The following is a 21,432-nucleotide window of genomic DNA, read 5'->3' on the forward strand; positions in this document are numbered from 1 at the left end:
TTTGCAGTACCAAATAACGCGCTTTTGCAAGCATTTCGTCCTTATTACAATGGTAAATTTGAAAAAAGGACTTGCAATTTTCAAAAAATAGTATATAATAATATATGCAAAATATATTTTGAAAGGAAATTACATAATATGATCATCTTAGTTGTTAATGCAGGAAGCTCTTCCCTGAAGTATCAGCTCATCGACATGAGCGATGAGAGCGTTATCGCAAAGGGTAACTGCGACCGTATCGGAATTGACGGACATATCAATCACAAGACTGCTGACGGCAGAGTTCTCGATGAGGACTGTGCATTCCCAACACATACAGAAGCTTTCATGAAGCTTGTTGACTGCCTTACAAAGGGCGATGCAAAGGTTATCGACAGCATGGACGCTATCTCTGCTGTAGGTCACAGAATAGTACAGGGTGCTGATGTTTTCGACAAGTCTGTTCTCGTTACAGATGAGGTCATCGACAAGATCGACGAGCTCCGCGAGCTTGCTCCTGTTCACAACCATGCACACGCTCTCGCTCTCAGAGCTTGCAAGAGCGTAATCCCTGCAAACGTTCCTCAGGTAGTTGTATTCGATACAGCATTCCACCAGACAATGCCTCCAAAGGCTTATATGTTCGGTCTCCCCTATGATGATTATGAGAAGCTCCACGTAAGAAAGTACGGCTTCCACGGCACATCACACCGTTTCGTATCAAAGGCTCTTGCTGACGCTATGGGCAAGGACGTAAAGGATCTCAAGATCGTTTCATGCCACCTCGGCAACGGTTCTTCCATTACAGCTGTTGACGCAGGCAAGTCTGTTGATACATCTATGGGCTTCACACCTCTTGACGGTGTTGTTATGGGTACAAGAACAGGTTCTGTAGACCCATCTGCTGTTACATTCGTTGCTGACAAGCACGGCTTTACTCCTTCACAGATGAGCGAATATATGAACAAGAAGTCAGGCTTCCTCGGCGTTTCAGGCGTTGGCTCTGACAACCGTGATATCCAGGAAGCTGCTAACAACGGCAACCAGAAGGCACAGCTGGTTTCCGATATGCTCGCATACGAGATCCAGAAGTACATCGGTGCTTACGCTGCTGCTATGAACGGTCTCGACGCTGTTCTCTTCACAGGCGGTATCGGTGAGAACTCATGGGAAGTAAGAGAGCAGGTATGCCAGAACATGGATTACTTCGGCATCAAGATCGACGAGGCTCTCAACCGCACTATCCGCGGCAAGCTCACAAAGATCTCTACACCTGACTCAAAGATCGAAGTATGGATCGTTCCTACAAATGAGGAGCTCCTTATCGCAAGAGATACACTTGCTCTTATTTCAAAGTAATTATAACACATAATTACCTGTAAATCAATATACAACACAGCCTCGGCACATCTATCGTGCCGAGGCTTTTTATATTACCTTTATGATGCGGAAAGGGATGTCGGGAGACATTCACTGTAGTTTAGAGACAACAGCCTTACAGCTCAGATACTGACAGCCTTATCATTTTCAGCGCAGACTATCTTTGTTCTCGTTACATCGACCTTGTCCCTTTCAAGTATCATCTCGCCTATGGAATCAGCCTGAATTATACCGCAGGTAGGATTTTTTATGCTGTCGATGTGTCCTCTGATATCTGCATTAACTGTTGAATACTCGAATGCAAGGTCAGTATTCGGCAGCTTGCAGTTTCTCATACTCAGGTTTTCGATATAACACATTCCCTGGTGACTCTCTACGATACAGTTTACAAGGACGATATTCCTTGAATTCCAGCCAAAACAATCGCCCTTTATGGTGGAATCGTAAATTATAACGTTCTCGGTGTTCCAGAATGCGTCCTTCGTATTGAGAACAGAATTGCGCACGGTTATGTTTCTTGCACCTTCAAAGCAGCAATCGCCCTCAAGTTCAAGTCCCGAAACTTCCATGCCGTCACAGTCCATTGCAAAATAATCTCCCTTGACCTTGACATTGTACATACGGATATTATTGCATTTCCACAATGTCTCATTGCTGTTCGTGAACTGCACATTGCGGAGACTTATACCCTTGGAACGGCGTAAGGACTTGTGCGCGTCTATGACAGTATCGGCAATGTTTACGTCAGAAGCATACCACATTCCATCACTTGAGCATTCGAATACCCTGCAGTCCTTCAGCTTTATCATATTACTGTACCAGAGGAAGTACTTAGACTTGAATGTACAGTCGGAAAGCTCGATGTATCTGGTGTGTTTGAGCGGGGCTTCACCGTCATCAAAGACCGTTCCGCCTATTCTGAGTTCATTGTCCTGAAACAGAGCCCTTTCCCCCGTCAGGGTCTCGTTGAGTATTTCTTTCATAATCTCACTCCTTATTTGTTTTTTCTACAATTATAACACAAATTTATTAATAAAGCAACATTAAAAGTAAAATTTTACCAAATTATCAATATTCTGTATTTCCCCGAAACTTCCGCTTATAAACATATTTTATAAAAATCATCTTAAATGCAACACTTTACATATTTCCTCCGTATGTGTATAATGAAAGCAAACGTATACGCCATAGGCTTTCATGCAAGGAGGTGGGATATATGAACGACAACGAAATTAAAGCGAAACTTCAGCACTCTGCCGAGGAGGGCTTCAAGGCACTGTTCAACGAATACTGGAGCTACTGCTATACCATAGTTTTCAATGTTCTCCGAGGATGTGGCTCTCAGAGCGATATCGAGGACTGCACCTCCGATGTGCTCTGCGATACGGCTATGAATTATAACTCCATGCATGAGGGCTCGCTGAAAGCATACATCGGGACATCTGCCAAAAGGCGGGCTATCGACGTAAAACGCTCCATCAGTTCTCATACCTCGAAAAATATCCCGCTTGAAGACGATATAAGTTCATCTCTCCCCTCCGCCGACAATGTAGAAGCTGATACGGAAAACGCCGAGCTTTCCGAGATACTCCTCGCGCGGATAAGCTCCCTCGGTGAACCCGATGCTTCCATTATAATACATAAGTTTTTCTATGAACATAATTCCTCCGAGACCGCAAAGATACTCGGAATGAATCCCATAACCGTAAGAAGCAGGCTAAGACGTGCTCTGAAAAAGCTGAAAACTCTTCTTGCGGACCTGGATATTGAAATGTAAAGGAGGTAAGGACATGAAAAAGAATATCTCTGATATACTCCGCAGTTCGGGCGATAAGACAATAGAAAAGATCGCAGATAGCTATACTGCCGCCGATAAAAAGACTGCTCAGCGCATTTACTCGAAAAGTCTTGAAAAGATGAATATATCGGCAGATGACAGTGAAGTTTTCACTGCCGAGCAGGTAAAACACTCACCTGTTTGGCGTCCTGCACTTATAGTTGCGGCTTGTATATTCGTTATCTGCGGTGCTGTATTCGGACTTCTGAAAATGAAAGCTCCCTCACCCAAGCCCTTTGTTGACGAGCCTGTTATCGTAGCTACAGCTACTACGGTAACAAATACCGAAACAGTTACCGCAGAAAATGCCGATACTACAGAAACTACAGCCGTAAACGCTGAAAAAACAGATGATACAGGCACAAGAAAGGTTGATACCGCAACCACAAGGGCAACTGCAAAGCAGTCTGATAATGTCAAAACTACAGTTCCCGCGAATACAAATACAACCAAAGCCGCCACAGGCATGCGTACAACCAAAACTACCGCAAAAACTACGACAGCAAAGCCTGCAACAGCATCCAAAACCAGCGGAACTACGGCTTATAAAAGCATGACTCTTGCAGAGATAGAGGAATGGGAAAGTAAACACTGGGCTTGCGTGATGACACGCGAAAGAGCTATACTTGAAGGCAAAATAAGTGCAGATTCGCCCCGTGTCACACTTGCTCAGGTGAAACAGTTCATTGCTGAAAGCTCAAATTTCGATGAGATATACAGGAAGATAAGAACCGTTCAGCCATACTATGATGTAAACGGCGGCAGCGGCGTTAACCTCATTGAATACTGGGTTGGCGGCAGCAGAAATGATATAGTTATGGTTTGCCCTGAGAGCATGAACATAAAACACATCACCTGCTCCGATGGTGATATCTACGGAGATACCGCCAGGTACTATGAGCTCTACTCCGAAAAGCAGGTAACTAAAATCCCTGATAATCCTGTAAAGTCAAAGTACGCAGGCGAGTTGACTGTAAATGATGTCTTAAAGCTTGCTAAAAAAGGACAAGACCTTAGAATAACCGATTTCCGTGAATTCTGCTATTCTGCCGACAGCTTCAAGACTTCCGGCAATATGCGCTTCATTATAACAGACCGTGATGAGTGGTATCTGGTAGCAGAAAAATCTGGAAACTCCGATATTCTTGCAATATGCAATGTTGCAGACAATACAGGTAATCACAGCATTGATATCATCAGGACTAACTATAATGACGTTCTGAAGTCAATAAACGACTGGTCACTTAGTGAGGGAATTATGGCTGCTCATACGGCAGGCACCATAACCCTTGATGATGTTGTACGTCTGCATAATGAAAAGGGAGAGTATCTTGACCCTGCGGATTTCAGTCCGTATCTCTACAGGACATTTATCTCAGATAACAGCGATATTATGAAATTCAGAGTCATAAACGGTGATAACTACAAGGTATCAAAAGAAAATGTCGTATATCTGACTCTGATACCGGGCTACGGCAGACCGCTTATAACCGCTATCCTGCATAATGCCAATATGTCTCTTACTACGGATATACTTAATACTATAGATCCAAACGGCGATTATAAGACCGAATTTGACCTTGTAATGGCTCTCGACTGTGAAAAGCCGTGGTTCTTAGAGTAAAACATGAAAAAGCTGCTGTTTTACAGCAGCTTTTTCCTTTTCGCATATTGACAAAGCTGTCCGTTTGTGGTATAATCAAAAATTGATGAATACATACTGAAAGAATGATGAAAATGAAAAAGATCGTTTCTATACAGGACATTTCCTGCTTCGGAAAATGTTCCCTGACAGTGGCTCTGCCTATTATCTCGGCTATGGGTATCGAAACTGCCGTTATCCCCACAGCTGTGCTGTCAACTCATACAGGCGAAGGCTTCAAGAACTATACCTTCCGCGACCTTACAAGCGATATCCCTGCAATAGCTGCTCACTGGAAAAGCATGGACTTAAAGTTCGATGCGCTGTATACAGGATATCTCGGCTCCCAGGAACAGGTAGAGATAGTTTCACGCTTCTTTGACGACTTCTCCACTGCTGACAACTACATCATCGTAGACCCAGTTCTCGGCGATGCAGGAAAGCTCTATGCAGGCTTTACCCCTTCTTTCGTTGCGGAAATGCGCAGGCTTTGCTCAAAGGCTGATTTCATTCTCCCAAATATGACTGAGGTGGCTTTTCTCCTCGATATCCCTTATACCGAGGACTACGACGAGGATTACGTGAAAAAAGTCCTTGTTAAACTGTCGGAGCTCGGCTGCAAAACGCCTATCATTACGGGTGTACACTTCGATGATAAGCTACAGGGCGCAGCTGCCTACGACTCTGAAAACGATAAATTCTACTTCTCATTCGGCAAGAATATAAACTCGCGCTTCCACGGTACAGGTGATATCTTTTCAAGCGTATTTTCGGGAGCCTGCGCTCTCGGCAAGGACATTCAGCAATGCCTTGATATCGCTGTAAAGTTCACTCTTGACTGCATCGAAGCTACTATTCCCCACATGGAGGAAACATGGTACGGAAGCTGCTTTGAGCTCTGTCTCGGCAAGCTTATCGACTATGTAAAGGAGTAACTATGATCTCACTAATCAAAGAAACCGCTAAATTCATCAGAGAAAACCCTAAATCTCCCGACAGTCTTTGCTGTGCAGAGGCATTATTCGGCATAATCAACCACACTATGTCAAAAGAAGCCGCAGTATCTGCCATATCCTCGATCCTTATGAAAAATGTATCCATAAATGACAACGTATCAAACGGCGCGACCGCTTTTGTTGTCAAATCGGTACAGCTAATGAGAGATATACTTGTTGCGCAGCATTATTACATCGCTTATGATCTTGCGGAGCTTCTCATGGCTCTGCCGAATAAGGAGTATATAAGCGACAGAAATTTTGTTTTCGATTACAATTGTACGTACATACGTCCATTCAATCGAAAATATCCATTCCGTTTACCGGAATTGGTATGATAAAAGAGCAGCTCAGGCTGCTCTTTTTTATTTTAATAACCCGCAAGCACGATATTTATTTTGTCCTGCTAAGCTTTATTTTTCAATAATCAATGGTTTTCCATTGAAAATACTGCTCCTCAGGCTAATGGCATAATCCCCATTTTTTTCCTGTGATTACAATAAACCAATAAGGCAATAATATCCTCGTAACCACATTTACGGAGGATATCTCAATGGCATACAACAAAGTCGTTATCGCAGGAATAAATACCTCAGAGCTTACCGTGCTCAAGGAAGATGAGAAAATAGCACTTCTGAAGGAAATACGCGCCACGGGCAGCAAAGCTGCCAAGGATAAGCTCATAAAAGGTAATCTGCGCCTTGTACTCAGCGTTATCCAGCACTTCACAGGACGCGGCGAGGACATCGACGACCTTTTTCAGATAGGAGTTATCGGACTGATAAAAGCTATAAATAATTTCGATCTCACCAAGGAGGTTCGTTTCTCAACCTACTGTGTTCCCATGATAAGCGGCGAGCTGCGGCGTTATCTCAGAGACAGCAGCCATGTCAAGGTAAGCCGTTCACTCAGAGATCTTGCCTATAAGGCTATACAAGCCAAGGACAGGCTTACCACAGCCCTTCAGCGCGAACCGACTATGGACGAGATAGCCAAGGAGATAGGCGTTAAACGTTCGGAAGCAGTTATCGCTCTCGAAAGCATAAGCGATCCTGTATCACTTTATGAGCCTGTTTACTCCGACTCCGAGGACAATCTCTATATCATGGATCAGATAAGCGATATCAACGACGTTGAAAGCTGCATGGACGAGCTTACTATCCGTGACGCCATAAAAGACCTTGGCGAACGCGAAAGGAATATCCTTTATCTCAGGTTCTTCCGCGGCAAAACACAGGTCGAAGTCGCAAACGAAATAGGCATATCTCAGGCACAGGTGTCCCGTCTTGAAAAAAATGCTATAAACAGAATAAAAGACAGCATCTGAAACGATTCATTTTTTGCACTTCAGGTAATCATCAAGGATCCTTTTGTTACAAATTGCTATTTTTATATTGATTTTCAGTCTAAAATGTTGTATAATTACAGTAATATCATTTATTTGGGATCTGAGAGTATGAAAAAAATATTTTTATTTATCACAGCTCTGTGCTGTGCTTTATCACTCTCTGCCTGTTCAGCAAAAAAAGAACGACCTGTCACAAAGCCCGATGGGACACTTGATAAGTGCAGCCTGCGCTTTTCTTGGTGGGGCGGTGACGACAGACACGAAGCTACTCTGAAAGCCATTGACCTTTGGAACAAAAAACATCCCGATATCACCATTACACCCGAATACGGCGGCTGGGACGGCTGGTCGGAAAAGGTGAACTCACAGGTAAAAAGCGGCACTGAGCCCGATATAATGCAGATAAACTACGACTGGCTCATATCCCTGTCGCCAGACGGCGGCGGCTTTTACGACCTTGATGAGCTTAGCTCACAGCTTGATCTTTCACAGTTTGATAATGAGGTCCTTTCATTCGGAAAGGTCGGCGGCAAGCTCAATGCTGTTACGGTATCGGTAAGCGGAAGAAGTCTTTTCTATAACTCTCAGGTTTTCAGCAAAATGGGGGCTGAATATCCCGAGACATGGGAAGATCTTATTGCTCTCGGCAACAGCTTCGGTGCAGACGGACTTTACCCTCTTGACCTTGATATACAGTCGGGAGGAACTGCATGGTATCTGGCAGTGGTCTACGTTCAGCAGCAGACAGGCAGACAGTTCATATCTGTTGACGGCAGGCTCGGCTTTACTGTCGAGGACATAAAGGCAGCCCTCAGCTTCTACAGGCAGCTTGAGGAAAGCCACGTTATACGCACCGTAAGAACTCGCACCGATGAGGACGGAAACGCTGCTCTGTACCAATCCCCCGAATTCATAGGCGGAAGGGTTGCAGGCGTTCTTGAATGGGGCAGCGCGGTCGGAAAATACGAGTCCGTCCTTCCTGAGGGAGTACTTGAAGCAGGTCCTCTCCTTACCGACGAAAAAGGCTGTTCCGACGGCTGGCTTATAAAGCCCTCACTGCTGTACGCTGTCTCAAAGCATACTAAATACCCCGATGAAGCTGCCGCTTTCATCAATTTCATGCTGAATGATGAAGAATGTGCAGAAATACTGGGAACTACAAGAGGCATACCAGCTTCAAAGGCTGCGGAAACTGCTTTGCAAAAAAGTGGTGCTCTGAAAGGTCTTGCAAAGGAAAGCGATGATATCCTGAGCAGTGCTGATACAATGACTATAAGTCCATATATGGAGCTGCCTCGAATGAAAGAATTCTATAATACCGCAATAGAATCCGTATCCTACGGAACTGCCGATGCTGACACCGCAGCAAGGCAGATGTTCGACTCGATCAATAATTATCTGGAGAAGATAAGAAAATGAGATCACGAATTTACAGAAATCCTGTGGGTGTAAGCAAATTCACAGGACTTGTACTGATACTGCCGTTTATCATCGGCGCAGTACTGTTCATAATATATCCTTTCGTATATTCCTTTACAGTCGGACTTACCGACAATAACGGCGGTATGAGCTTTGAAAACTACAGGAATATCCTGTCTGACAGCAGTTCGCGTCAGGCATTTGGCGTAACCCTCAAATATACCTTGATACTCGTTCCGCTGAAGTTAGCTGTTTCACTGCTTGTTGCTCTGCTTCTCAACTGTGAACTGAAGGGCATAGGCATATTCCGTACCGCCTTCTACATACCCTCTATACTGGGCTCTAATTTAGCTGTTATCATAATGTGGCAGTACCTTTTTACGTCTGACGGCCTTGTAAATCAACTCCTCAGTACTATGGGAATTGCTCCCGTCGGCTGGTACGGCGATCCTGACGCAGCGCTTTTTATCATCGTCCTACTGAGATTATGGGAATTCGGATCAACTATGGTCATATTCCTTGCAGCTCTCCGCGATATGCCAAAAGAGCTGTACGATGCTGCAAAGGTAGACGGCTGCGGAAATATAAGGACCTTTTTCAGTATCACTCTCCCACAGCTGAAAAGAATTATTTTCATTAATCTTATTCTGCAAACCATTGCTGCTATGCAGGAATTCAACGCACCTTACATGATAACAGGCGGCGGTCCTCTGGGAAACACAAGGACTATAGGTATGTATATTTATGAGGAGATGTTCAGATACGGTGATGAGGGAACTGCAAATGCTGTTTCATGGCTGCTTTTCGTTATCATAGGCCTTATTGTAATGCTTCTGTATAAGTTCACGGAAAAGCTAAGGAGGGACTGACTATGAGAAAGCTCCTTCTTTATTTTGTACTCGGCGCGGTTGGAATAGTAATGCTTTACCCTATGCTTTGGCTTGTTGGCGCGTCCTTTAAATCAAATGACGAGATATTCACGACCATATGGTTCATGCCCAAGAGCTTCGATACCCATGTATACAAAAACGCATGGGATACCGTTACTCCCTACACTATGGGACACTATTTCATAAATACCTTTCTTATAATTATCCCGAAAACTGTTTTTGCCGTACTTTCTTCGGTAATTGTGGCTTACGGCTTTGCACGGTTTGATTTTCCGCTGAAAAAATTCTTTTCCGCACTCCTTATATGCGGTATGCTGATGCCGTCCATTGTTACTGTATTGCCGCTGTACCGTATGTGGAGCTGTCTGGGACTGCTTGATACATATATCCCCTTGACTCTCCCCTCTCTTTTCGCCTGCGAGGGTATGTTTGTATTCATTCTCATACAATTTCTGAAAAGAGTGCCGAAGGAATTCGATGAAGCTGCCCGAATGGACGGCTGCGGAACTTTAAGGACTCTGTTCCTTGTACTCATACCGTGTATAAGACCTGCTGTTATTTCCATCGCAGTCTTTACCTTCCTCTGGACAATGAACGATTTTCTTTCACCTCTCATAATGATACAATCTGTTGAAAAATACCCCCTATCCCTTGCGCTCAGGCTATCTGTGGACAGCACGGGACAGGGTTACGAACAGCGTAAGATAATCGCTATGTCCGTTATAGGTCTTATACCTTCTGTTGCAGTATTTGCTCTTGCACAGAAAAAATTTATAAGCGGTATCACCGCAGGAGGACTCTCAGAATGACAAGACAACAATCTATAGTAAATGATTATATCGAAAAGCTGATACTCAGTTCGGATCCGCTGGATCCATTATGGAATGTTGAGAGCATGGTCTGCGGAAAGGCTCCCAAATGGAACTATATAGACAACTGTATGATAACCGCTGTCCTGATGCTCTATGAGACTGAGAGCGACGAAAGGCTTCTCGATTATTCTGTTAAATACATGGATACCTATGTAAACGATGACGGTACTATCCCTACAATGAACTGCGCCGACTATAACCTTGATAACCTCTGCGGCGGAAGAAATCTCATAAGCCTGTGGAAGCACACAAACTCGGAGCATTACCGCCTTGGCTTTGAAAAACTTTGGAAAGAACAGGTGCTTCGTCAGCCAAGACTGAGCTGCGGCAATTTCTGGCACAAAGCCATTTACCCCGATCAGATATGGCTTGACGGTACTTACATGGCTATGCCTTTTATGGCTGAATACGGTAAGCTCCACGATCTACGCGGTGTCATGGACGATGTTGAAAGGCAGCTCTTTGATATGAGAAAGATAACCCGTGACCCCAAAACAGGACTTTTCTATCACGGCTATGACGACACAAAAAATATGATATGGGCTGACCCTATAACCGGTCTTTCTCCCGAGTTCTGGCTGCGCTCAAACGGCTGGATATGTGCTGCAATGGCTGATGTATTCGAGATACTGGAAGATCAGCGGATAGGAAAAATGCTTGCCGAGATACTGGGAGATATCATAAAATACTGCCGTGATGACGGTATGCTTTATCAGCTCCCCGCTAAGCCTGAACTTGAAGGCAATTACCCTGAAACAAGCGGTACTCTCCTTGTGGCTTATTCCGCTATGAAAGCTGCAAGACTGGGCATATGCGGCGAGGATATACGTCAGGCAGGACTAAAAGCCTTCAAAACTGTCACGGATAAATTCATAAACACAGATGCCGAAATACCTGTGCTGGGAAATATCTGCCTTGTGGGCGGACTCGGCGGAGAAAACGAACGTGACGGTTCGGCAGGATATTACCTCAGCGAAAAGATAACTCAAAACGACGCAAAGGGCATAGCTCCCTATATAATGGCATTTACAGAAACTAAAAAAATGTAAAAATTATACTTTCCGAACAAAAATATTTGTTCATACAGCCCACTCTGTACTTGAAAAGTTCACACTTTTGTGATATAATATTTCCTGTAGGGATTACTACAAATATTTTTTGTGAAAGGGGGTCTCGTTTATGGGTGTACTGTTTTGGGCTTGCGCTGTTGTAGCTTTCGTTGTTGCCGAGGTCGTCACCGTTCAGCTGGTGTCGATATGGTTTGCAGCCGGAGCTATGGTCACAATGCTGTTCAGCTATTTCTATAAGCTTACCGCTATTGAGCAGTTGGGTATTTTCATAATATCCTCGTCCATATTCCTGCTTTGCAGCATACCATTCATCAGAAACCGCAGACGTAAAAACGACTTTGTCGCTACTAATGCCGAACTGGATATAGGCAGGCACGCAACCGTTATTGAAGTTATAAACAGCGATAAAGGTACAGGACGAGTCACTTTAAATGGGGTTAATTGGAGTGCCGTTCCTGAAAACGAGGACGATATCATACCCGAGGGTACGGTCGTTATCGTAAAAAAGGTAATGGGCGCAAGATTACTCGTCGCACCAGAAAAGTAAAAATCAATATTCACCATTTATTTTTGGAGGTATTTAAAAATGGAACCATTCAAGATCATAGTATTATTGGTAATTGTTTTCCTGTTATTCGTTATCGTAAGATCATTCAGGATAGTACCACAGGCACACGTTTTCGTAATCGAGCGTCTTGGTTCATTCCATGCTGAATGGGATACAGGTCTTCACATTCTCGTTCCTTTCATCGACAGGATCGCAGGCAAGGTTTCACTCAAGGAAAAAGTCGTAGACTTCAAGCCGCAGCCTGTTATCACAAAAGATAACGTTACCATGCAGATAGATACCGTCGTGTTCTATCAGGTAACCGACGCTAAGCAGTATATCTACGGTGTTGAAAGACCTCTCGCAGCTATCGAGAACCTTTCTGCTACAACTCTCCGTAACATCATCGGTGAAATGGAACTCGATGCTACTCTTACTTCAAGAGATGTGATCAACTCAAAGATCACAGCTATCCTCGATATGGCTACAGACCGCTGGGGTATCAAGGTAAACCGTGTCGAGCTCAAGAACATCCTTCCTCCTCGTGAAATTCAGGACGCCATGGAAAAGCAGATGAAGGCTGAGCGTGAACGTCGTGAAAAGATCCTTCAGGCAGAGGGTGACAAAAAGTCTCAGATACTTGTTGCAGAAGGTGAAAAGGAATCTCAGATCCTTCGTGCTCAGGCTAAGAAGGAAGCTCAGATCCTCGAAGCAGAGGCTCAGAAACAGGCTATGATACTCAAGGCTGACGCCGTAAGAGAGCAGAAGATACTTGAAGCAACCGGTGAATCAAAGGCTATCGAAATGGTTCAGCAGGCTCTTGCAGAGAGTATTGTAAAGCTCAATGAGGCTAATCCTAATGAGAGAGTTATACAGCTCAAGTCCTTAGAGTCGTTTGCCAAGGCTGCTGACGGCAAGGCTACAAAGATCATTATCCCAAGTGAGATACAGGGTCTTGCAGGTCTTGCAACAGGCTTAAAGGCTATCGTTGAAAAGGATCCTGCTTCTGCTCCCGCAAACAAGCAGAGCTATAACGCAAACTGATAACAACACATACGCTCCCCTTTCGGGGAGCGTTTTTTTACCATATTTCCCGAAACTTTACAGAAAAACTATATAATATCATAGATTTAGCTTCTTAACTTATGATATAATGGTATAAGGAAAAGTTTATCTGCCTTCTGTCTTTTAAAAAGGGGGAATACACATGAAAAAACTAATCTCACTTATTACAGCAGCATTAACAGCATTTTCAGCGACCTCGTTAATAACATCTGCGGAATCTGCTCCTGATCTATCCGACGATAATATAATGCACGAAAGCCATACTCGTATCGTTGGCGATCTTAATAATGACGGAGAAATCACTATCAGCGATCTTGTAACAATGTCCAATGTCCTTCTCAGAAAGGGATATGATGATGACATCATGTATTATCGTGACGAATTAGGCTATACAGACCTGAATTTTGACCTTGAAACTGATGTATTCGATCTTGTGGAAATGAGAAAGCTGGTCATCTCTCCCGAAACAGCCTTCAAACAGATAAACAATGTGGATATTCTTGCATCGGCTGAAAAATCGGATACTAAAGGTGCTTTTATCAGTTTTCCCGATGAGATAAGCACTTATCTTTCATTACTTGGTACTGATGCCGAGGAAATACAAAAATATGTTGATATGTACGATGAGGATTTTTTCAGGGACAACGATCTTGTCTTCTGTACCCTGATGCAGGAGTACGGTAACGGTATACACTTCAAGTATCCCGAAAGTACTTTCCTCTTCGGAGATCTTCTTTATATTACCCAACAAGAAGCTTTTGCCGAATATTTCGGCGTAGAACTTACTCCTGAAATGATCGAAAACTTAAATTTTTTCTGTCTTATAACAAGTAAGAAATACATATCTCACCCTATGGTATATCCCGAGAAAAAACAGGTCATACTGTTCCATACGAACGTACCGAAACAATACAAAGCTGTATCAGGCGGCTTATGCGGTGTGTTGGATTTTGAATTGTTTGTTCCCGATTATGATGCACACAAGTATTATTCAGAGGACGGAAAAAATGGTATCATGATAACTGTCAATGAAGATCATTTTATGGACGACAGCTGTATATACGAGATATACCGAATAAATGACGACGGTTCATACACTTATATCGACGGATACACTGATGCAGCTGACTATGATCAATATAAAGACGGATATAAGATTTTACACGATGATATCGGAAACATAATATATTATTTCAACGAAAACTGTTACATATGCTTTTATAAAGAAAACGCTACCATAACCTATGTACAGTACGAATACGATGAACGGTTCGGTGATTACCGCAGAAAATGGAAAAACATATTTGTCTTTTTCGATGATACAGCAAAACCATAATAAATGATATCCGAATGTCATTATACTGAGGAACATATCGTTCCTCAGTATTTTTTTCGGACATTTTCACATTCCAAAAAACCAAGCTGTTTTTTCTCCTTTTTTGTAGTTTGATACGATTTTTATAAAAAGCTGCCTAATTTTTTAAATAGCTGTCATTTTCTCTTGCATTTCGACACATTTTGTTGTATAATAATCTGTGCAGGCTTGCAATGGTCTGTGCAAGTTTTAAACTTTGGATATACTGATCTCATTTACATTGCTCCGCCTGCTTTTACGCGGTATACTTACAGATAGATAAATAGATTTTATGCAACAAGGCGGTAGAACAATGGTTTTTTCGAGATTATTCTTTATATATATTTTTCTGCCTCTGTGTCTGCTGTGCTATTCAGCGGCAAGAGGTACAAAGGCTAAAAATACGGTGTTGATCATTTTCTCACTTGTTTTCTATGCTTGGGGAGAACCTGTATACATCTTCCTTATGCTCATAACTGCTGTTGTGAACTACACGGCAGGTCTGCTTATAGGAAAGTATCAGGGACAAAAGGGCGATACTGCGGCAACGGTGTTTGCTGTTGTCTATGACCTCCTCATGCTCGGAGTATTCAAGTACAGCGGCTTTATCGCAGAAAATATCAACGCCCTTTTTTCATGCTCGATCCCCGTACCGGACATAAGGCTCCCAATCGGTATAAGCTTTTACACATTTCAGACTATATCTTATATCATCGACTGTCACTGGGAAAAGGTCAAACCGCAGAAAAGCTTTAAGAACTTCCTGCTGTTCCTCACCCTGTTCCCACAGCTTGTAGCTGGTCCTATCGTAAGATACAGTACTATCGAAAAGGAGATCGCTGACCGTAAGATTGAATTCAGCGATGTTTCCTACGGTCTCAACAGAGTTGCTCTCGGTCTCGGTAAAAAGGTGCTCCTCGCAAATCAGCTCAGCATCATAGCAGACAGCTTTCTCGGAAATATCGGCAGTTCAACTATGCTTGGCGCATGGTATGGCGTTATCGCCTACGGATTGCAGATATACTTTGACTTCTCAGGCTATTCCGATATCGCTATCGGTCTCGGACGAGTATTCGGTTTCCATTTTGACGAAAACTTCAACCACCCATTCATATGCAAGGACATAACCGAATTTTGGCAGCGTTGGCACATCTCCCTCAGTACATTTTTCCGCGATTATGTGCTTTATATACCTATTTTCGGCAAGCGCAGAAAGTACGGCGGACTTTTCCTCGTATGGCTCTGCACAGGTATATGGCACGGCGCAAGCTGGAATTTCATAATCTGGGGACTCTATTATGGTATCTTCGTTTTCATAGAAATGAAGATCGGCAAAAAGAATATGAAGAAGATACCTGTAGTCATTCGCCATATCTACAGCAAATTCGTTATTTTCATAGGCTTCGGCATCTTCTATTTTGAAAGCCTTGGCAAGCTTGGTACATTCTTCAAAACTGCCTTCGGCTTCGGCAGCAGCGGCTTCATAGGTGTACAGGACAAGATATCCCTTATGAACAATATGTACCTTATGATCGTGGCTGTTATATGCTGCTTCCCTATCCTCAGCAGCATCAAAAAAATATCGGACAAGCATTTCGTTACAAAGGCAACTGTTTCATCGGCTGCTGCAATAGCTTCTGCTCTTATCCTTATTGTTACAAGTGTACTGCTTGTAGATGCAACTACAAATCCTTTCCTTTATTTCAGATTTTAAAGAGGCATACAACAAATGAGTGAAAATAAAAAGAAAACAGAGTCCGAAAAAGATATAAACAAGGACGCTGAAAAAAATACATCCCGTCCCGAGCCTGTTATCTCTATCGAGGGCTCAGACCGTTCTCAAACGGCAATCGATATCCCTATAAAAGCTAAGAAACTGCGCCGTGAACGCAGAAAAAGAACCCTTAATATCATCGCAATATCTAATATTATCCTTATGGGAGCTGTTCTTGCAGGCGGATTTGCCTATATAACCATGCTCCCGCATGAGACAAGAGCCGACGATGAGAACCGTATGCTCACCAAGTTCCCGAAATTCACTGCAAAGACCTATGCAAACGGTCAGTTCACCGAAGGAATTGCAGATTATTTCGACGATACTGTCCACAACCGAGCTAATATCAAGGAGTTCATCGCCGATAACCTTATGCCACTGAAAGGCAGGAAATACGGTGATGACGAGGACGGCGCAGAGCTTTACGGCAGCGGTGCCAAGAAGAAAAAGTCTGTAACAGCAACTACAACTGCAAAGCCTGCTGAACCTGCCGTTACTACCGAAGTAACTGCTGTGCAGGAGACTACAGAGCCGCCTACGGAAGAACCGGCTCCTGCTGAGGGTGAGCTCACAAACAATATCCTTATAGTCAACAAGCGCGGTATCACCCTTTACGGCGGCGGCTGGGGCACTGAGCTTGAATATGCTTCATATGTGAACGGATACAAGGAAAAGCTTGAAAATGTCAACGTTTATTCTATGGTGCTCCCAACTTCAAGCTCCTTCTATCTTCCTGATAATTACAAGGATCTTGCTCACAGCGAAAAGGAAGATTTCGATAATATCGACGGTGCATTGCACAATGTCATGTCTGTTGATGCTTACTCTTCTCTTGCCGCTCACAAGGACGAAGCTATATACTCCCGCACAGATCATCACTGGCAGCCTCTCGGCGCTTATTATGCTGCCGAAAAATTTGCTCTTACAGCAGGTGTGCCATTTGCCGACCTTTCAGAGTATGAGACCGTTACTCTGCCGGGATATGTGGGCACGCTCTATATGTATACTCAAAGTGCTACTCTCCTCAATAATCCCGAAGACTTTGTGTACTATAAGCCAAAGACTCCTGTGACTGTGACACAATACGATACACGTTTCCAGAACCCCGTTGCGGCAAATCTTCTCCTTGAACCGTCAGGTATGCCGAATTCAGGCTATTACATGGTATTCGGCTCTGATGAAAGGATAGTCCATGTAAATACTGAGTGCAATAACGGAAGAACTCTTGTAATATTCAAGGACAGCTACGGTAACGCTCTCCTGCCTATGCTGACAAGCTCATTCGAGAATATATACCTCTGCGATATCCGCTATTTCGACCTTAATGCTGTGGATTTCGCAAAACAGGTAGGTGCTACAGACCTGCTGTTCTCAATGTGTTCGTTCTCGGCTGTAGGCGTAAACAGAAACAGCATATACAACAATCTTATCCGATAAGGAGACACAATGAAAGAGCTTGATTTTCCTTTTGATAACGCATATATAATGAGAAAAAAGCGTGGTCTGCGCAAGGAGCTTCTTGCTGACGGCAGTGTACGCATAAAAAAGAAGATCGCTGTTCTCGGCGGCTCCACTACAGATCATATCGTTTCGGCGCTGGAGCTTTTTCTGCTGAATTTCGGCATTGAGCCTGTATTCTATCAGTCCGAGTACAATAAGTTCTATGAGGACGCTGTTTTCGGCAATTCCGAGCTTGACAGCTTCTCACCCGATATAATCTATATACATACAACATCAAGAAATCTCACTCTTATGCCCGAGAGTCCTTCCGAAACTGCCGAAAATGTGCAGTCAAGGCTCAGCGAGCAGGAAGATATTTTCAGACAGGTCTGGGAGAGTCTTTCAAAGCGTTTCTCCTGCCCTGTTATACAGAATAATTTCGAGCTTTCCCTGTTCAGGCGCTCGGGTAACTTCGACGGCTGGAGCACCTGCGGTCATGCAGCCTTTATACAGCGCATGAACATTTTCGTATCCGACTGGGCGCGAAGTCACAAGGGCTTTTTTGTGAATGATATAAACTATCTGTCGGCTGTGTGCGGACTGGAAAAATGGCATAACGCCGAGGACTGGTATCTCTATAAGCATGCCATGAGCACGGAAGTCATTCCCGAACTTGCTTACAGTATCGCCTGCATAATCAAGTCTGTTTTCGGTAAAAACAAAAAGGTCATCGACCTTGATCTTGATAATACACTTTGGGGCGGTGTCATCGGTGATGACGGACAGGAAGGCATAGAAATAGGTCCCGAAACAGCAAACGGACAGGCTTACAGCGAATTCCAGTCATTTTTAAAGGGCTACAAGGACTATGGTGTGCTTCTGGCTGTATGTTCTAAAAACGAGGAGGAAAATGCACTTCTCGGACTCCGACACCCAAGCAGCATACTTGCTCCCGAGGATTTTGTTTCCATAAAAGCTAACTGGGAACCAAAAGATCAGAATATCGCCCAGTCAGCAAATGAATTGTCACTCGGAGTTGATTCTTTCGTATTTGTTGACGATAATCCTGCGGAATGTGCCATAGTAGAAGCGCAGCTGCCGTCTGTGCAGACCGTTCCCGTGACAAGTGTACACGATGCTATGTACAGGCTTTCAAGAAGCGGATATTTCGAGATAACATCTCTTTCCGACGATGATATGCACCGTTCGGAAATGTATGCTGCCAATGCCAAAAGAGCTGCTCAGCAGAAGAAGTTTGAAAGCTACGAGGACTACCTGCTCAGTCTTGACATGACTGCTGTCATAAGCGGCTTTGAACCGGTATACATTCAGCGTGTGACCCAGCTTACCAACAAGAGCAATCAATTCAATCTTACAACAAGGCGATATACCGAAAACGAGATACAGCAGCTAAGCATCAGTAATGACCACATATGCCTCTGCGGACAGCTCAGCGATAAATTCGGCGATAACGGTATAGTTTCAGTGGTTATCGGCAAAATAAACGGTTCTGCACTGGATATAGAACTTTGGCTCATGAGCTGCCGCGTACTGAAGCGTGATATGGAACTCGCTATGCTGGACGAACTTGTTTCACAGGCTAAGCACAGGAATATAAACAGAATAAACGGATATTACTATAAAACCGCAAAAAACAATATGGTTTCGGAGCTTTACGGCAGCTTCGGCTTTATTTTTGATGAAAAGAATGAAAACGGCGACTCCGTCTGGCATCTGGACATAGCCGACTATAAAAAGAAAAATAAAGTCATAAAAACAAAAGAAAAGGAGCTTGTAAAATGAACACTAACGAAATAATCCCAAGACTTAATGAGGTTTTCCGCGATGTTTTCGGAGACTCATCAATTTCAGTAACAGCTTCCACCACAGCAGACGATATTGATGACTGGGACAGCATCGAGCACATCAACCTTATCGGTGCGGTAGAAGCCGAATTTGGTATGCGCTTCAAAATGCGTGAAGTCTCAGGCATGAAGAATGTGGGAGAAATGATAAACATTATCGCAGAAAGAGGAAAATAATGGGTAAGAAATTATCCCCGAAAGCCAAAAAAAGACTACGATTCTGGCTTATCATACTGGCTGTTCTCATTGCACTAACTGCATGGGGCTTTATGATGAAGACCGTAAGATACAAAGTCAAGACAGACAAGCTTGACAAAGGACTTAGGATAGTATTCATATCGGACCTGCATAACTGCTTCTACGGCGGTCCGGATCAGTCAGGTATCATTGACGCAGTCCATGATGCCGCTCCCGATTTAGTTGTATTCGGCGGAGATGTTATTGATATGTGGGGCGGAACCAAGCACGCTCTAACTCTTATAAAGGCTCTCAGCAGTGAATATCCCTGCTGCTATTCTCCCGGCAATCACGAGGAGATGAGAAGCGATGTTGAAGACTTTTATAACAAGGTCAGACAGATGTGCCCTGTTCTCATTGGTGAGGATCACGCCGATATGACCATAAACGGTCAGGATATACGCCTTTTCGGTGCGATAAACGCCAATGTCTGCTACAAGTATTCGACTCAGCTTCAGGAGTGCTTCGATGCTCTCGATGAAGAACACTACAATATCCTCGTTGCTCATCAGCCCGAAGATATCGACTTCTATCTCGGCAATTCCGTTGATACCCACGATATGGATTTCGACCTTATCCTTTCCGGACACGCTCACGGCGGTCAGTGGAGGATCCCCAAGCTTCTCGATCAGGGACTTTATGCCCCTCAGCAGGGCTTGTTCCCTTTGTATACCACAGGTATGTATAAATACGGCAAGACTGTCCACATAATAAGTACAGGTCTCGCAAGACCGCTGAGAATGATATTCATACCGAGAATTTTCAATCGTCCCGAGCTTTCAGTAATAGATATCAACAGATAAAAACGGCTGTATTTCCGCAAAAAATAAAAAACACTTGTAATTTCAGACGAATAATGATATAATAGGAATGATATTTCGTTTTGGCAGATATCATAAACACAGAACAAAAGGAGCATGGGCAGATATTTGTGCCCGATGTAAGATATGGAAAAAGAGAAAAACATTACAGAAGCGTCAGAAAATATTATATGCGGACGCAATCCTGTTATCGAAGCACTAAAATCAGGTGCTAACCTTGATACTATATATATCAACGGTAACGGCGGAAGTTTAAGCGTTATCCGCCGACTTGCCAAAGACAGCGGCATCGTAGTAAAAGATGCCGACGATAAAAAGCTCTCACGTCTTTCGGGCGGTGCTTCCCATCAGGGAGTCGTTGCCGAAGGTGCCTGCGGCGAATATGTTTCCGTGGAGGATATACTCGCTGTTTCGCAGAAAAAAGGTACTAAACCTTTCATTATAATCTGCGATGAGATAGAAGACCCTCATAATCTCGGTGCTATTATCCGTACTGCCGAGACCTCGGGAGCTGACGGCGTTATCATACCTAAGCGCAGAAGCGCTTCGCTTAACGCTACAGTATTCAAGACCTCGGCAGGTGCTGCAAATTATGTGCCTGTTGCGAGAGTATCTAACCTTGCTAGCTGTATAGACACACTAAAGGAAAATGGTGTGTGGATATACGGCACCGATGCCTCGGGAACCGATTACTGCGAGACCGACTTCACAGGCGGTGTTGCGCTTATCATCGGCTCAGAGGGCTTCGGCATGAGCAAGCTTATCCAGAAAAAATGCGATTTTATGATAAAACTCCCTATGCTGGGAAAGATCAATTCACTTAATGCTTCCGTAGCGGCAGGTATCTTCATGTACGAAGTGCTCCGCCAGCGCAGAGGCAAAAACTAAGGAGATAAT

At 43.8% G+C, this 21,432-nt stretch carries 20 protein-coding genes; 19 read left to right on the plus strand and 1 reads right to left on the minus strand.

Annotated elements, in window-relative coordinates; genetic code table 11:
* Positions 1-138 precede the first annotated feature (138 nt).
* A complete protein-coding gene (locus tag BUB28_RS04645; protein ID WP_072949313.1) occupies positions 139-1,338 on the plus strand; it encodes an acetate/propionate family kinase in 1,200 nt (399 codons plus the stop codon).
* Between the two features lie 143 nt (positions 1,339-1,481).
* On the opposite strand, the gene BUB28_RS04650 is transcribed toward BUB28_RS04645, so the two are convergent.
* Positions 1,482-2,342, minus strand: coding sequence for a DUF3737 family protein (locus BUB28_RS04650; protein WP_072949315.1), 861 nt, complete (start codon positions 2,340-2,342; stop codon positions 1,482-1,484).
* A gap of 233 nt (positions 2,343-2,575) precedes the next feature.
* On the opposite strand from BUB28_RS04650, the gene BUB28_RS04655 reads away from it, so the two are divergent.
* The 18 genes from BUB28_RS04655 (at position 2,576) to rlmB (ending at position 21,423) form a co-directional block, all read left to right on the plus strand.
* The gene (locus BUB28_RS04655; protein WP_072949317.1) at positions 2,576-3,136 is read left to right on the plus strand and encodes an RNA polymerase sigma factor; all 561 of its coding nucleotides are present in this window, start codon (positions 2,576-2,578) and stop codon (positions 3,134-3,136) included.
* A 13-nt stretch (positions 3,137-3,149) separates the two neighbouring features.
* Complete coding sequence (locus tag BUB28_RS04660; RefSeq protein ID WP_072949320.1) at positions 3,150-4,820, plus strand: hypothetical protein; 1,671 nt, start codon at positions 3,150-3,152, stop codon at positions 4,818-4,820.
* A gap of 113 nt (positions 4,821-4,933) precedes the next feature.
* Positions 4,934-5,773: a pyridoxamine kinase gene (locus BUB28_RS04665; RefSeq protein ID WP_081373373.1), complete on the plus strand. Its 840-nt coding sequence runs from the start codon at positions 4,934-4,936 to the stop codon at positions 5,771-5,773.
* Between the two features lie 2 nt (positions 5,774-5,775).
* Positions 5,776-6,171, plus strand: coding sequence for a hypothetical protein (locus BUB28_RS04670; RefSeq protein WP_072949324.1), 396 nt, complete (start codon positions 5,776-5,778; stop codon positions 6,169-6,171).
* A 215-nt stretch (positions 6,172-6,386) separates the two neighbouring features.
* Complete coding sequence (locus BUB28_RS04675) at positions 6,387-7,160, plus strand: SigB/SigF/SigG family RNA polymerase sigma factor (RefSeq protein WP_072949326.1); 774 nt, start codon at positions 6,387-6,389, stop codon at positions 7,158-7,160.
* Positions 7,161-7,289: 129 nt separating this feature from the next.
* Positions 7,290-8,600, plus strand: a complete 1,311-nt coding sequence (locus tag BUB28_RS04680) for an ABC transporter substrate-binding protein (protein WP_072949328.1) — start codon at positions 7,290-7,292, stop codon at positions 8,598-8,600.
* Positions 8,597-9,469 (plus strand): carbohydrate ABC transporter permease, encoded by an 873-nt coding sequence (locus BUB28_RS04685; protein WP_072949331.1) that lies wholly within the window; start codon positions 8,597-8,599, stop codon positions 9,467-9,469. Before BUB28_RS04680 ends, BUB28_RS04685 begins: the two co-directional genes overlap by 4 nt.
* 2 nt (positions 9,470-9,471) lie before the next feature.
* Positions 9,472-10,299, plus strand: coding sequence for a carbohydrate ABC transporter permease (locus BUB28_RS04690; protein ID WP_072949333.1), 828 nt, complete (start codon positions 9,472-9,474; stop codon positions 10,297-10,299).
* Positions 10,296-11,411, plus strand: a complete 1,116-nt coding sequence (locus BUB28_RS04695) for a glycoside hydrolase family 88/105 protein (protein WP_072949335.1) — start codon at positions 10,296-10,298, stop codon at positions 11,409-11,411. Before BUB28_RS04690 ends, BUB28_RS04695 begins: the two co-directional genes overlap by 4 nt.
* A 130-nt stretch (positions 11,412-11,541) precedes the next feature.
* The gene (locus tag BUB28_RS04700) at positions 11,542-11,979 is read left to right on the plus strand and encodes an NfeD family protein (protein WP_072949337.1); all 438 of its coding nucleotides are present in this window, start codon (positions 11,542-11,544) and stop codon (positions 11,977-11,979) included.
* 39 nt (positions 11,980-12,018) lie between these two features.
* Positions 12,019-13,023, plus strand: coding sequence for an SPFH domain-containing protein (locus tag BUB28_RS04705; RefSeq protein ID WP_072949340.1), 1,005 nt, complete (start codon positions 12,019-12,021; stop codon positions 13,021-13,023).
* A gap of 163 nt (positions 13,024-13,186) precedes the next feature.
* Positions 13,187-14,380, plus strand: a complete 1,194-nt coding sequence (locus BUB28_RS04710; RefSeq protein ID WP_072949343.1) for a hypothetical protein — start codon at positions 13,187-13,189, stop codon at positions 14,378-14,380.
* A gap of 331 nt (positions 14,381-14,711) precedes the next feature.
* On the plus strand, positions 14,712-16,112 hold the full coding sequence (locus tag BUB28_RS04715; protein ID WP_072949345.1) for an MBOAT family O-acyltransferase: 1,401 nt from the start codon (positions 14,712-14,714) through the stop codon (positions 16,110-16,112).
* 15 nt (positions 16,113-16,127) lie between these two features.
* Positions 16,128-17,609, plus strand: coding sequence for a DHHW family protein (locus tag BUB28_RS04720; protein WP_081373374.1), 1,482 nt, complete (start codon positions 16,128-16,130; stop codon positions 17,607-17,609).
* Between the two features lie 9 nt (positions 17,610-17,618).
* A complete protein-coding gene (locus BUB28_RS04725; RefSeq protein WP_072949347.1) occupies positions 17,619-19,415 on the plus strand; it encodes an HAD-IIIC family phosphatase in 1,797 nt (598 codons plus the stop codon).
* Positions 19,412-19,654 (plus strand): acyl carrier protein, encoded by a 243-nt coding sequence (locus BUB28_RS04730; RefSeq protein WP_072949349.1) that lies wholly within the window; start codon positions 19,412-19,414, stop codon positions 19,652-19,654. The genes BUB28_RS04725 and BUB28_RS04730 overlap by 4 nt, the downstream gene beginning before the upstream one ends.
* Positions 19,654-20,517 carry a metallophosphoesterase gene (locus BUB28_RS04735; RefSeq protein WP_081373375.1) on the plus strand — a complete coding sequence of 288 codons (864 nt, stop codon included), beginning with the start codon at positions 19,654-19,656 and terminating at the stop codon, positions 20,515-20,517. The genes BUB28_RS04730 and BUB28_RS04735 overlap by 1 nt, the downstream gene beginning before the upstream one ends.
* A gap of 144 nt (positions 20,518-20,661) precedes the next feature.
* Positions 20,662-21,423, plus strand: a complete 762-nt coding sequence (gene rlmB, locus BUB28_RS04740; RefSeq protein WP_072949351.1) for a 23S rRNA (guanosine(2251)-2'-O)-methyltransferase RlmB — start codon at positions 20,662-20,664, stop codon at positions 21,421-21,423.
* Positions 21,424-21,432: the final 9 nt, after the last annotated feature.

Origin of the sequence: Ruminococcus flavefaciens (assembly GCF_900143025.1) — a bacterium.
Taxonomy (GTDB): domain Bacteria; phylum Bacillota; class Clostridia; order Oscillospirales; family Ruminococcaceae; genus Ruminococcus; species Ruminococcus flavefaciens_I.

What these genes read in the sequence shown, in the direction of transcription:
- BUB28_RS04710 (WP_072949343.1), top strand. Translation starts at nt 13,187, where the DNA reads ATGAAAAAACTAATCTCACTTATTACAGCAGCATTAACAGCATTTTCA.
- BUB28_RS04655 (WP_072949317.1), top strand. Translation starts at nt 2,576, where the DNA reads ATGAACGACAACGAAATTAAAGCGAAACTTCAGCACTCTGCCGAGGAG.
- BUB28_RS04645 (WP_072949313.1), top strand. Translation starts at nt 139, where the DNA reads ATGATCATCTTAGTTGTTAATGCAGGAAGCTCTTCCCTGAAGTATCAG.
- BUB28_RS04700 (WP_072949337.1), top strand. Translation starts at nt 11,542, where the DNA reads ATGGGTGTACTGTTTTGGGCTTGCGCTGTTGTAGCTTTCGTTGTTGCC.
- BUB28_RS04670 (WP_072949324.1), top strand. Translation starts at nt 5,776, where the DNA reads ATGATCTCACTAATCAAAGAAACCGCTAAATTCATCAGAGAAAACCCT.
- BUB28_RS04680 (WP_072949328.1), top strand. Translation starts at nt 7,290, where the DNA reads ATGAAAAAAATATTTTTATTTATCACAGCTCTGTGCTGTGCTTTATCA.
- BUB28_RS04715 (WP_072949345.1), top strand. Translation starts at nt 14,712, where the DNA reads ATGGTTTTTTCGAGATTATTCTTTATATATATTTTTCTGCCTCTGTGT.
- BUB28_RS04720 (WP_081373374.1), top strand. Translation starts at nt 16,128, where the DNA reads ATGAGTGAAAATAAAAAGAAAACAGAGTCCGAAAAAGATATAAACAAG.
- BUB28_RS04705 (WP_072949340.1), top strand. Translation starts at nt 12,019, where the DNA reads ATGGAACCATTCAAGATCATAGTATTATTGGTAATTGTTTTCCTGTTA.
- BUB28_RS04695 (WP_072949335.1), top strand. Translation starts at nt 10,296, where the DNA reads ATGACAAGACAACAATCTATAGTAAATGATTATATCGAAAAGCTGATA.
- BUB28_RS04685 (WP_072949331.1), top strand. Translation starts at nt 8,597, where the DNA reads ATGAGATCACGAATTTACAGAAATCCTGTGGGTGTAAGCAAATTCACA.
- BUB28_RS04665 (WP_081373373.1), top strand. Translation starts at nt 4,934, where the DNA reads ATGAAAAAGATCGTTTCTATACAGGACATTTCCTGCTTCGGAAAATGT.
- BUB28_RS04660 (WP_072949320.1), top strand. Translation starts at nt 3,150, where the DNA reads ATGAAAAAGAATATCTCTGATATACTCCGCAGTTCGGGCGATAAGACA.
- BUB28_RS04690 (WP_072949333.1), top strand. Translation starts at nt 9,472, where the DNA reads ATGAGAAAGCTCCTTCTTTATTTTGTACTCGGCGCGGTTGGAATAGTA.
- rlmB (WP_072949351.1), top strand. Translation starts at nt 20,662, where the DNA reads ATGGAAAAAGAGAAAAACATTACAGAAGCGTCAGAAAATATTATATGC.
- BUB28_RS04735 (WP_081373375.1), top strand. Translation starts at nt 19,654, where the DNA reads ATGGGTAAGAAATTATCCCCGAAAGCCAAAAAAAGACTACGATTCTGG.
- BUB28_RS04650 (WP_072949315.1), bottom strand. Translation starts at nt 2,342, where the DNA reads ATGAAAGAAATACTCAACGAGACCCTGACGGGGGAAAGGGCTCTGTTT.
- BUB28_RS04725 (WP_072949347.1), top strand. Translation starts at nt 17,619, where the DNA reads ATGAAAGAGCTTGATTTTCCTTTTGATAACGCATATATAATGAGAAAA.
- BUB28_RS04730 (WP_072949349.1), top strand. Translation starts at nt 19,412, where the DNA reads ATGAACACTAACGAAATAATCCCAAGACTTAATGAGGTTTTCCGCGAT.
- BUB28_RS04675 (WP_072949326.1), top strand. Translation starts at nt 6,387, where the DNA reads ATGGCATACAACAAAGTCGTTATCGCAGGAATAAATACCTCAGAGCTT.